Genomic DNA, 13126 nt, shown 5'->3' on the forward strand with positions numbered 1-13126 from the left:
GTTATTTTAGCGGTCGTTTCCGCCCCATACGATAGATTCATATCTTTCTGGATCTGTGTCACCTTCTGTTGAGAAGAGAAGGACTTTGGAATTTTCATCCAATCCCAGGTGTTCTCTTAATTCCTTATATTCATCCATGCACATGATGCAGGCCAGGGTTCCAAAAGGTGCTGCGCCGGATTCACCGGATGTAATTGGTGCGTCTCCCTTGATCGGTGCTGCCAGCATACGCATTCCTCTTGCGGCGGCCCAGTCAGGTGTTGCAACGAAGGTATCAACGTGATTCTTTAAGATATCCCAGGAAATCGTGTTAGGCTCTCCACATGCAAGTCCAGCCATAATTGTTACCATATCTCCATCAACGATCTGGATACTTCCATCTCCTAAGGAAGCTCCTTTGTAGAGGCAGGCAGCAGCCTCGGCTTCTACAACGATCACTTTCGGAGGATTTTCAGGATAGCGGTTCGCAAAATATCCCTGAACTGCGCCTGCGAGGGAACCTACGCCAGCCTGGATGAATACGTGTGTCGGTCTGTCACATCCGTAATCTCCCAACTGCTCATTGGCTTCCATTGCCATCGTTCCATATCCCTGCATGATCCATGCTGGAATTTCCTCATATCCATCCCATGCAGTATCCTGTACCATGATTCCATTTTCTGTTTTATTAGCCATATCGTTAGCCATGCGGACACATTCGTCATAGTTATATTCCTCGATCGTAGCCTGTGCGCCTTCTGCGAGGATATTGTTCAGTCGTGTCTGTGTGGTTCCCTTCGGCATCAGGACAACGGATTTCTGTCCGAGCTTGTTAGCTGCCCATGCAACACCTCGTCCGTGGTTACCATCTGTAGCTGTGAAGAAGGTCGCCTGACCGAATTCATCCTTTAATTCCTGTGAAGTCAGTACCTGGTAAGGAAGTTCAGAAACATCCTTTCCAACCTGCTGTGCTATGTAACGCGCCATGGCGAAGGAACCCCCGAGTACTTTGAAAGCATTCAGGCCGAAGCGGTAAGATTCATCTTTGATGTAAACCTCTCCAAGTCCTAGTCTTTCTGCCATCTTGTCGAGTTTGACAAGGGGTGTGACACTGTATTGAGGAAAACTTTCGTGGAAGGCTCTTGCCTTCTTGACCTCGTCAAGTGCCATGACCTTAAGCTGTGCGTCATCTGTCTTAGGCATGTGGTTCACTGCCCATTTGATTGTTTCCATGTGTGAAAAACCTCCTTCATAATAATGTGATGAGTTGTTGTATGGCTATTTGCCCGCATCCATGTAACTATAGAGTGTAAATTTTGAAATTCCCAAAAGGGAGGCGATTTTGTCACCGGATTTGGTGATCAGGAAGGCTCCGGCGTTGTTCAAATACTGAACCACCGTTATCTTGTCATCCTTGCTCATCAGTGCGACTGGTTTACCGACCAGGGCGAGCGCCTGTTCGATCAGAACATCGAGTAGATCATTTACATTATGTGTGATCTTCTGTGGCTGGTCTCTCTCATCGTCAGAGCCTGATTCCTTCTCAACACTGATCAGAGACTGGAGTGCAGTATCGATGGTGAGCAGTGCGGTGATGTCGTAATTCAGGGAGAATATGTAAACAATAAGGTCATCCTCATCCCTGATGTACATGGTGCTTGATTTGAGAATCCGTCCGTCATCTGTCTTGGTCAGATAGGAGAGACGGTCCTGAATCTGTGACGGGTCCCGGCTCAATGTCTCCAGTACCACGCTGGAAGGTCCGTCGCCTAACTTTCTGTTGGAAATATGCCCATTCTCAATATAGACAATGGAGCTTTCCAGTTCTTTCTTCTGCAGATCGTGAATGACAATCTCACATGAGCTGCCGAACTGTACGGCAAGGCCGTGTGCAATCTGTTTCAGGAGTTCTAATCTCTGACCCAATGTCACCATTCCTTTCGTGTCTGGATTTTCCGGGAGGCTGTTTTTCCCTCGCCTTTAAACTCATCATAGCATAAAAAAAATATAAATCAATACTTTTTCTAAAAATTTTTTAGGTTACCTAAAAGTTTTTTAGGATTTGTATTGCAATTATCTTATATTAATGGTATTCTATAGACAACGAAAACGGTCTGAAAATAGCTGTTCGAAAAAGAAAAGACTGTTTTTACAAAAGAATATACAAAATATAGTGCGACGTGCAAGGAAAGCAACACCCTTGTAGAATTTGTATACTAAAAGATTTCAAAAAGAAAAGGAGACAAAAGTATGCTGATTTTAGGAAATGGAAGGGTAATCACACGAGATGAAGCGAATCCGTATCTGGAGCAGGGCGCTGTGGCAATCGAGGGTACCACGATCAAAAAGGTGGGAAGTCTTGAGGAAGTCAGGGCTGCATACCCGGATGCAGAGTTTATCGATGCAAAGGGAAAGGTGATCATGCCTGCATTTATCAATGCACATGAACATATTTACAGTGCCTTTGCAAGAGGGCTTTCTGTCAAAGGATATGACCCGAAGGGGTTCTTAGATATCTTAGACGGAATGTGGTGGACTATTGACCGTAACCTGACCCTGCATGATACTTATTTAAGTGCTATGGCTACGTATATTGACTGTATTAAGAATGGAGTCACAACAATCTTTGATCATCATGCAAGCTTTGGTTCTATCCGTGAATCTCTGTTCCATATAGAAGAGGCAGCGAAGGAGACTGGGGTACGTTCCTGCCTGTGCTATGAGATTTCAGACCGGGATGGTATGGATAAAGCGAGAGAGTCAGTTATGGAGAATGCAGAGTTCATCAGACATGCCTTAAAGGACGACACTGGTATGATCGCCGGAATGATGGGAATGCATGCACAGTTCACGATTTCCGATGAGACGATGGAGCTGGCGGCTTCGAATAAGCCGGATGGTGTTGGCTACCATATCCATGTTGCAGAAGGAATCGAAGATCTGCACCACTGCTTAAAGCATTATGGCAAACGAATCGTAGACCGCTTGATGGATTGGAATATTTTGGGAGAGAAGACGCTTCTTGGACATTGTATTTACATCAACGGACACGAGATGGACTTAATTAAGGAAACAAATACAATGGTGGTACATAATCCAGAATCCAACATGGGCAATGCCTGTGGATGTCCTCCGACCATGGAGCTGGTACATAGAGGGATCCTGACTGGACTTGGAACAGACGGATATACCCACGATATGACAGAATCCTTTAAGGTGGCTAATGTCTTACACAAGCACCACCTCTGTGATGCGAATGCAGCATGGGTAGAAGTACCTGAGATGCTCTTTAACGGCAATGCACAGATTGCGAACCGTTACTTCAAACAACAGCTCGGAGTCTTAAAAGAAGGCGCAGCCGGTGACGTGATTATTGTAGATTATGATCCACTTACTCCACTTGGCGCAGGCAATGTGAACGGACATATTCTGTTCGGAATGAACGGAAGCAAGGTCGTGACAACCGTAGCGAACGGAAAAGTGCTGATGAAAGATAGAGAATTACAGCACATCGATGAAGCAAAAGTAATGGCAGACTGCAGAGAAGCCTCAGAGGCACTCTGGAATCGGATTAACGGATAAAAGTCAAAATGGTCAAAAGGGTCTGCCCCTTTTGATCACCATATTCAGAATATTTAGATTATATCATAGGAGGTTTTTACAGATGAGCGATATTATGACCCCGATGTCTTTCGGGCATTTATTGAATTGGATTATGACAGAGCATGAGGAGCATGGTACTGTATTCGGAGAGCATACCCCATATAAAGCGGATGCGAAGTATGTAAGGACGATCTTCGGACGTCCCTTAGAGACTCCGGTAGGACCGGCAGCGGGTCCACACACACAGCTTGCACAGAATATTGTAGCAGCATACTACACAGGAAGCCGCTTCTTTGAGTTAAAGACGGTACAGATCATGGACGGTGCAGAGCTTTCTGCATGTGTGAATAAGCCATGTATCAAGGCGGATGATGAGTGCTATAACTGCGAGTGGTCCACAGAATTATATGTACCGCAGGCAATGGAAGAGTATATCAAGGCATGGTTCCTTTTAAAAGTAATGGCAAAGGAATATGAGCTGGGAGATATGAACGGATTCCAGTTCAACATCAGCGTTGGATATGACTTGGAAGGCATCAAGTCTGAGAAGATCGATCATTTCCTGAATACAATGAAGGAAGCGAAGGATTCAGAAGTCTTCCAGTCCTGTAAGCAGTATCTGTTGGATCATGTGGATCAGTTCAAGAACGTGACCAGAGAGGATATCGAAAGCATCCAGTCCGACATCTGCAATTCCGTGACCATCTCTACTCTGCACGGATGCCCTCCGCAGGAGATTGAGAAAATCGCGATGTATTTGATCACAGAGAAGGGATTCCATACCTTCATTAAATGTAATCCTACCTTATTAGGATATGAATATGCAAGAAAGACCATGGATGACATGGGTTATGATTATGTAGCATTTGGTGATTTCCATTTCAAAGATGACTTACAGTATGAGGATGCCGTACCGATGCTGACACGCCTGATGAACGTATGTAAGGAGCGCGGTCTGGAGTTCGGTGTAAAAATTACAAATACTTTCCCGGTAGACGTAAAGCAGAACGAGCTTCCGAGCGAAGAAATGTACATGTCAGGAAAGTCCTTGTACCCATTGTCTATTTCTTTAGCTGCAAAACTGGCAGAAGAATTTGATGGAAAGCTTCGAATCTCCTACTCAGGCGGCGCCGATTTCTACAATATCAGAGGAATCGTAGATGCAGGCATCTGGCCGGTAACTGTGGCTACGACTTTATTAAAACCAGGTGGATACCAGAGAATGTCACAGATGGCAGAGATTCTGGAAAAAGAAAATGATGAATTCACAGGTGTTCGTGCAAGTGCAGTCAAGAACCTCGCAGAAGAGGCAAAGGTCAGCGTTCACCACGTGAAGTCTGTAAAACCTCTTCCGTCCCGTAAGATGAAGCGTGAAGTTCCGCTTCTGGACTGCTTTGTGGCACCATGTAAGGAGGGCTGTCCGATTCACCAGGATATCACGACTTATCTGCAGCTCGTAAATGCAGGAGAATACGAAGAGGCCATGAAGGTCATCACGGAGAAGAACCCGCTTCCGTTCATCACTGGTACGATCTGCGCACACAACTGTATGAGCAAATGTACCCGTAACTTTTATGAGGAACCAGTACATATCCGCGCCATGAAATTGGAAGCAGCGCAGAACGGTTATGTTTCCTGGCTTACACAGGTGAAACCGGCAGATGTGACTGAAAAAGGTAAGGCAGCAGTCATCGGTGGCGGTCCGGCAGGAATGGCAGCGGCTTATTTCTTGAGACGTGGTGGAATGGAAGTTACTTTATTTGAACAGACAGACTCCTTAGGTGGTGTTGTACGTCATGTCATTCCTGAATTCAGAATTGCAGGAGATGCCATCGATAAGGATGCGGCGATCCTGGAAGCTGTAGGAGTTGAGATTCGATACAATGTAAAAGTAGAAAGTATTCAGGAATTACGAGATAAGGGATATACGGCAGTTGTACTTGCAGTCGGCGCGTCCAAACCGGGCGTACTTCGTCTGGAAGAGGGCGAGACCATGAATGCCCTGGATTTCCTTGCGAAGTTCAAAGCAGAGAATGGCAAGCTGGATATTGGTAAGAATGTAGTCGTTATTGGCGGTGGAAATACTGCGATGGATACTGCAAGAGCGGCAAAACGCACGAAAGGCGTTGAGAGAGTTTCTCTTGTTTACAGACGGACAAAACGCTATATGCCTGCAGATGAGGAAGAACTTGTCATGGCAGTGGAGGACGGTGTGGAATTCAAAGAGCTGCTTTCTCCAATCAAGCTGGTGGATGGTAAATTAATCTGTAAAGTGATGCAGCTTGGTGAATTTGATGCGTCCGGCAGACGAGGCGTCATTGAGACAGAAGAAATCTGTGAGGTCATGGCAGATACCGTGATTGCAGCAGTTGGAGAAAAAGTACCGACAGAATGGTACGAAGCAAATGGAATCCATGTAAATGAGCGCGGAAAAGCTCTTGTAAATGAGGGGACCTGTGAGACAAATCTGGAAGGGGTGTATATCGCAGGAGATGCCCTTGGCGGGCCGGCAACAGTTGTAGAGGGTATTCGCGACGGAAGGATGGCTGCAGAGGCTGTCATCGGAAGAACTTTGGTTCAGGATTATGACAGACAGGCAGCAGATGAAAAGGTTTATGCAAGAAGAGGCGTCCTCAAAGAGCTGGAGGAAGGACCTGCTGAGACCGGGCGTTGTCTGGGATGCTCCAGCATCTGTGAGAATTGTGTGGAAGTATGTCCGAACCGTGCTAATATTTCCATCCAGGTTCCGGGAATGGCAAGACATCAGATTATCCATGTGGATTACATGTGCAATGAATGCGGCAACTGTAAGAGCTTCTGCCCATACCAGAGTGCACCATATCTGGATAAGTTTACTTTATTTGCAACCGAGAAGGATATGGAAGATAGTAAGAATCAGGGATTCACAGTGCTTGATCCAGAAAAGGTGAGCGTAAGAGTCAGATATCTGGGCGATACCTTTACCTGGACAAAGGGAGAAGACACAAGACTTCCAGAAGGATTACAGCAGTTAATAGAGACGGTTATCCGTGATTATTCTTATTTGCTGGTATAAAACTGGATTGCGTGAGAGAAAGTATGTAACAATCTGTAAGAATGAAAGGGGACAAAATATTTTTGTCCCCAGCATTATATATTCACTTGTTAAAATCTGAAAAAGCATACTGACAAACAAGTTTTTCAAGAAGGATTGACAGAAAGAAGGAATGGTTATGAAACGTTTGTTTAAAGGTGGAACAGTCGTAAGCGGCGAAGGCTTAAAACAGCTCGACATCCTTGTAAAAGGTGAGAAAATCCTGGCAGTGGGTGAGGATCTGGAGTTTCGGGATGCACAGATCGAAGATGTAAGAGGGAAATACCTTTTTCCGGGCTTTATCGATGCCCATACCCATATGGCTTTGGAAGTCAGCGGTACGATAACAGCAGATAAATTCGATACCGGGACAAAGGCTGAAATCGCGGGTGGAACAACCTGTATCGTAGATTTTGCCACCCAGAATAAAGGGGAGACCCTGCATGAGGCTTTAGACAACTGGCATAAGAAAGCGGACGGACTCTCCTCCTGCGATTATGCGTTCCATCTGGCAATCTCCGACTGGAATGACAGCATCAGCGAAGAACTGGGGCGCGTCGTACAGGAGGGTATTTCTTCTTTCAAATTATATATGACCTATGACAATATGGTGGTTGATGACAAGACTATGTATGAGATTCTGACCCGGTTAAAAGAACTCGGTGGAATTGCAGGCGTGCATTGTGAAAATAAAGGAATCATCGATGCCAGACTGGAGGAAGTCCAGATGAAAAAAGGGGACAGAAAAGATGTCTCCGATTATCCGGGCACCCGTCCTCCGGCAGCAGAGGCAGAAGCAGTCAACCGCCTGCTCAAGATTGCAAAATGTGTAGATACACCTGTAATCGTGGTACATTTAAGCTCCGAAGAAGGATACCGGGAGATCGAGCGCGCGAGAGAAGACGGACAGACCGTGTATGTAGAGACCTGTCCGCAGTATCTGGTCATGGATGAGACGAAATATTTCCTGCCAGATGGAGAGGGCAGAAAGTATATGATCGCTCCGCCTCTTCGTGCGAAGAAGAATCAGGAGGTATTGTGGGAAGCCCTTTCCGAAGGCAGAATCCAGACTATTTGTACGGATCACTGCAGCTTTGATCTCGAACAAAAGAGCATGGGAGCGGAAGATTTTTCAAAGACACCATGTGGAATGCCGGGAGCAGAAGAACGTCCAGCCCTGATCTGGCAGTTTGGCGTACAAGAAGGAAGACTTACTTTGGAACAGATGTGCAGATATCTTGCAGAGAATCCAGCGAAGCTGTATCATCTCTATCCACAGAAGGGAACACTCTCACCGGGAAGTGATGCAGACATTGTTGTTTGGAATCCACAGACAGAGTGGATGCTTTCAAAAGAGACACAGCAGACGAACATCGATTACTGTCCGATGGAGGGAACACGGATCAAAGGAAGAGCTGAAAAAGTATTCCTGCGTGGTCAGTTGATTGCTGAGAATGGTGAAATCAAAGAGGAAAATGCAGGGAAGTATGTTCTTCATGGAGTTCAGACAGAAGAATAGATAAAATAAAAAAGAAATAAAATAATTTACAAAACAAGCAATTAGTTTTAATATCAATAAAAAAATATACAGGATAAGCAGGGCGGCAGGAGGAAATGATTAAGAAGTATATTGGAAGTACAACAAAAGAATACACTTCATTGATTGAGGCACTTGATCTTGAGGAAGGTGATTTTAGGACATCTGATTTCGAGGCATTCAATCCGGGAACACTTCCTATAGAAAGAAAGAATCCTGTCATATCAGTCACAGGAGCAGGCGGCAAGACTACGATGATTACGAGACTGGCCTGGGAATATCGAAAAAAGCACATTCCGGTGATCGTGACGACGACGACCCATATGAAAATAGAAGATGCCCCATGGTTCGTGTTAGAGTCATCCATGGAAGCTGTGATGGACGTACTGTCTCAGGAAGGCGTGGCCTGGGTCGGGATTCCTGCCGAAGAAGGCAAGATGAAGGCACCACCTGGATGGCTTTTCGAACAGCTTCTCAACTGTGGGTGTGTGGTACTGATTGAAGCAGATGGAGCGAAACGGCTTCCCTTAAAGGTGCCGGCAGAGCATGAGCCAGTGATTTTAAAAGAGACGACCCATGTCGTTTATGTCTGTGGATTAGATGCAGCAGGAAAGCCCTTTCAGGAAGTATGCTTCCGTCCTGCACTTGCAGCGGAGATTTTACACAAAAGTATCACGGATCAAGTATGCCCGGAGGATATCCTGAACCTGGCATTTTGTTCCAAGGGCGGGAAAAAAGGTGTACTTCCCACCATGAAGTACAGCGTGATTTTGAATAAGGCTGACACCTGGGAAAGAGAACAGACAGCGTCGAAGATATGCTCTCTGGCAGAGATGCGGGGAGTGACTGACATCCTGGTGACAGCATTGAAATAAGGAAGGCAGCAGAGGTTATGAAAATATTAATCAAAGGAGCGGGCGATCTGGCAACAGGGATTGCCTCTCGCCTATATCACAGTGGACATCAGATTTTAATGACAGAGATCGCAGTCCCGTTGACGGTACGCCGAATCGTGGCTCTGTCCAGGGCAGTCTATGAAAAGGAGGCCCTTGTAGAAGATATGAAAGGGGTTCTCGTCACCTGCATGAAGGAGGCAGAGGCGGTCCTGGCAGCAGGCGATATCCCGGTGATCATAGATGAACATGCGGCAATCGCAGAGGAATACCATCCTGATGTAGTCATAGACGCGATTCTTGCAAAGAAAAATCTTGGTACAAGAATCATAGATGCACCCTTTGTGATAGGGGTCGGGCCCGGATTTACAGCGGGAGAAGACTGCCATTGTGTTGTAGAAACGAAAAGGGGCCATACATTGGGCAGCACCATTTATGAAGGAAGTGCCATCCCGAACACAGGAGTTCCGGGTAATGTCGGGGGATATACGATAGAACGTCTGATTCGGGCGTCTGCCCCAGGCAGAATTGAGCCTTTGGTATCTATAGGTGATGTTGTGGAAAAAGGACAGGTCGTAGCGCTGACAGGTGGAAAAGAAGTCTACGCACAGATGAGCGGGATTGTCCGCGGAATGCTGCAGTCAGGTGTGGAGGTATCTGAGAACTTAAAAATCGGGGATATTGACGCACGCTGTGAGATCGACCATTGTTTTACCATTTCAGATAAAGCAAGGTCAGTCGGCGGTGGAGTACTGGAGGCTGTGACCCGTTTTGAACACATGCGCCAAAATTACGCTATGGTAGTCCTGGCGGCAGGCCGAAGCGTTCGTTTTGGAGATAACAAGCTGCTGGCTGCAATTTCAGGAAGACCACTGTACCAGCATACACTGGACCGGATGCAGGCATTTGGGGATTTTCCGCAGTATCTTGTGACCGGATATGACAGCATAGCAAAGGAGGCCAAGGAGCAGGGAATCCAGACCGTGATGAATTATGAGCCAAAGCTGGGCATCTCCCATTCTATCAGGCTTGGATTGGAGGCGTGCTTAGAAGAACACCCGGACATTCAGGGAATCCTCTTCTCGGTATGTGATCAGCCTAATTTAAAAGCAGCGACGATCCAGCGGATTTTAAATACAGCATCTGTGCATAGGGGACAGATCATCTGTGCAGGGAATCCATTAAGACCGGGCAATCCGGTATTGTGGGACCGAATGTTTTTTGATGAGCTTGGAGGGCTTACAGGGGATAACGGCGGTAGAAAAATTATGTCCCGGCTGCATGATAAGGTCCGGTATGTAGAAGCACAGTCAGAAGAATTAAAGGATATCGATTTAAAGGATGATATCTTAGAATAAGGAGTTCCGGGGAGCTAAGAGCTGTTCGGAGAAAGGAAGGGTATATCATGTTTACTGTTCATGTCAATGGGAAGGATTATCAGGTCGAAAGGGATCAAAAGCTGATGCGTTTCTTAAGGGACGATCTTCATCTGACATCTGTCAAGGACGGATGCAGTCAGGGTGCGTGCGGCACCTGTACGGTTCTGGTAGACGGCAAGACGACACGTGCTTGTATTCCGATGATTTCAAAGATGGAAGGAAAGAAGATCGTCACAGTGGAGGGCCTAAGTGATCGTGAAAAGGAAGTCTATGCCTGTGCATTCGGCAAGGCCGGGGCAGTGCAGTGTGGTTTCTGCATTCCAGGGATGGTCATGTGTGCGAAAGGGCTGCTGGATGTGAATCCAGATCCGACCCGCCTGGAAGTGGTTGCGGCAATCCGTAATAACATCTGCCGTTGTACAGGATATAAGAAGATTATTGATGGAATTCTGCTCAGTGCTAAGATGTTCCGTGAAAATATTCCCGCTACGGATAATAGTGGTGTAGTCCTTGTGGGAGATGCCATTCAGAGAATCGATGCAGGGGAAAAGGTTTTGGGAATCGGGGAATATCCCGATGATATCTATCTTGACGGCATGATTTACGGAAGTGCAGTCCGCTCTGAATATCCAAGGGCAAGGGTACTGGCAATACATAAAGAAGAAGCAGAAGCGCTCGAGGGCGTGATCGGTGTCTTTACAGCAGAAGATGTTCCGGGCAATGTCAAGGTCGGTCATCTCAAGCAGGACTGGGATACGATGATTCCGGTAGGAAAGGTCACTCATTATCTGGGCGATGCCATCTGTCTGGTAGCAGCAGAGGATCAGGAGACATTGGAACGTGCAAAGAGCCTGATCAAGGTAGATTATGAAGTGCTGGAACCGGTACTGGATCCTTTCGAGGCAATGAAGGAGGATGCACCGAAGGTTCATGAGTCAGGTAATGTCCTTGCCCATGAGCATCTGGTCAGAGGAAATGCGGATGAGGTGATCGCAGCATCCAAGTATCAAGTGACAAGACATTATGAGACTCCATGGACAGAGCATGCCTTCCTGGAGCCGGAATGTGCCGTGGCGATGCCGTTTGATGACGGTGTATTTATCTACTCCACGGACCAGGGCACCTATGATACCCAGCACGAGTGCTGTATCATGCTGGGACTCCCACCGGAGAAAGTCATTGTGGAAAACAAGCTGGTCGGCGGCGGTTTCGGTGGAAAAGAGGATGTCAGTGTACAGCATCACGCTGCGTTGATCGCCTACCTGACGAAACGCATCGTTAAAGTCAAGCTCTCCAGGCAGGAGAGTATCGTGGTGCATCCAAAGCGTCATCCGATGTGGATGGATATCACCACCGCATGTGATGAGAACGGATATCTGACAGCTATGAAGGCTGTTGTCGTATCTGATACAGGAGCATATGCATCCTTAGGCGGTCCTGTTCTACAGAGAGCATGTACCCATGCCGCAGGACCATATAACTTCCAGGTAGTGGACATTGACGGAAAAGCAGTCTATACCAATAATCCTCCAGCCGGAGCATTCCGTGGATTCGGTGTGACTCAGACCTGTTTTGGATCAGAGCGCAACCTGGACTTGCTGGCAGAGATGGTGGGAATCTCTCCGTGGGAGATTCGTTACCGCAATGCAATCCGTCCGGGACAGGTACTTCCGAATGGACAGATCGCAGATAACTCTACCGCTGTTGCAGAGACATTGGAGGCGGTAAAAGAAATATACGAGAGTGAACCATATGCGGGTCTTGCCTGTGCCATGAAGAATGCTGGAGTTGGTGTGGGACTTCCAGACTGGGGACGCTGCCGTCTGCTGATCAAAGACGGAAAAGTAGAGATTCATGCTGGAGCATCCTGTATTGGGCAGGGACTTGGAACTGTACTGATTCAGGTCGTATCCGAGACATTAGGACTTTCCATTGACAAGATTAAATACTGCCGTCCGAATACCGCCGATTCACCGGATTCCGGTACCACATCCGGTTCCCGTCAGACCCTGATCACTGGGGAAGCTGCAAAGCGGGCTTCTGAAAAACTGACAGAGGACTTAAAGGAACATACCTTGGATGAGCTGGAAGGAAAAGAGTATCTCGGAGAATATCTGGCAAAGACCGATAAGATGGGCAGTGATGTACCGAATCCTGTATCCCATGTGGCATACGGATTTGCAACTCAGATGTGTGTGTTGAATGAAGATGGAACAATAAAGAAGATGGTAGCGGTCCATGATGTCGGTAAGGCAGTCAATCCAATCAGTGTAGAAGGACAGATCGAAGGCGGTGTTGTCATGGGTATGGGATATGCCCTGACAGAGCAGTATGAACTCAAAGACGGCTATCCGGTTTCCAGATTCGGAACACTGGGATTGTTCAAGGCAGATAAAGTGCCAGAGCTGGAATCCATTATCGTAGAGAAGCCGGGAGTCGATGTAGGATATGGCGCGATTGGAATCGGGGAGATCACTTCTATTCCGACAGCACCAGCAATTGCCGGAGCATATTATAAATGGAATAAAGAGTTCCAGACAAAGCTGCCGCTTACGGGGACTCCTTATGAGAAGAAGAAAAAATAGAGAATAAAAGAAGTAAGATTAAATGTTATGGAGAAGAAAGGGCAGGGAGGTTTACCGATGATGCGGTATCTTCCCTG

At 46.8% G+C, this 13126-nt stretch carries 8 protein-coding genes; 6 read left to right on the forward strand and 2 right to left on the reverse strand.

Going from position 1 to position 13126, the window contains the following annotated elements:
• Window positions 1-6: 6 nt before the first annotated feature.
• Together dpaL and HGO97_RS17935 are read right to left on the reverse strand one after the other, a co-directional pair.
• A complete protein-coding gene (gene dpaL, locus HGO97_RS17930) occupies window positions 7-1212 on the reverse strand; it encodes a diaminopropionate ammonia-lyase (RefSeq protein WP_216244302.1) in 1206 nt (401 codons plus the stop codon).
• A gap of 45 nt (window positions 1213-1257) precedes the next feature.
• On the reverse strand, window positions 1258-1905 hold the full coding sequence (locus HGO97_RS17935; protein WP_216244348.1) for a helix-turn-helix transcriptional regulator: 648 nt from the start codon (window positions 1903-1905) through the stop codon (window positions 1258-1260).
• A gap of 324 nt (window positions 1906-2229) precedes the next feature.
• On the opposite strand from HGO97_RS17935, the gene ssnA reads away from it, so the two are divergent.
• The 6 genes from ssnA (at window position 2230) to xdh (ending at window position 13049) form a co-directional block, all read left to right on the forward strand.
• On the forward strand, window positions 2230-3561 hold the full coding sequence (ssnA, locus tag HGO97_RS17940; RefSeq protein WP_216244303.1) for a putative aminohydrolase SsnA: 1332 nt from the start codon (window positions 2230-2232) through the stop codon (window positions 3559-3561).
• 82 nt (window positions 3562-3643) lie between these two features.
• Window positions 3644-6637 (forward strand): putative selenate reductase subunit YgfK, encoded by a 2994-nt coding sequence (gene ygfK, locus HGO97_RS17945; protein ID WP_216244304.1) that lies wholly within the window; start codon window positions 3644-3646, stop codon window positions 6635-6637.
• A gap of 157 nt (window positions 6638-6794) precedes the next feature.
• Entirely contained in the window at window positions 6795-8174 is a 1380-nt protein-coding gene (hydA, locus tag HGO97_RS17950) for a dihydropyrimidinase (RefSeq protein WP_216244305.1), read from the forward strand.
• 95 nt (window positions 8175-8269) lie between these two features.
• Window positions 8270-9067 carry a selenium cofactor biosynthesis protein YqeC gene (yqeC, locus tag HGO97_RS17955; RefSeq protein ID WP_216244306.1) on the forward strand — a complete coding sequence of 266 codons (798 nt, stop codon included), beginning with the start codon at window positions 8270-8272 and terminating at the stop codon, window positions 9065-9067.
• A 17-nt stretch (window positions 9068-9084) separates the two neighbouring features.
• Complete coding sequence (gene yqeB, locus HGO97_RS17960; protein ID WP_216244307.1) at window positions 9085-10443, forward strand: selenium-dependent molybdenum cofactor biosynthesis protein YqeB; 1359 nt, start codon at window positions 9085-9087, stop codon at window positions 10441-10443.
• Window positions 10444-10490: 47 nt separating this feature from the next.
• Entirely contained in the window at window positions 10491-13049 is a 2559-nt protein-coding gene (gene xdh / locus HGO97_RS17965) for a selenium-dependent xanthine dehydrogenase (protein WP_216244308.1), read from the forward strand.
• Window positions 13050-13126 lie beyond the last annotated feature (77 nt).

Source organism: Faecalicatena faecalis (genome assembly GCF_012524165.2).
Taxonomy (GTDB): domain Bacteria; phylum Bacillota; class Clostridia; order Lachnospirales; family Lachnospiraceae; genus Faecalicatena_A; species Faecalicatena_A faecalis.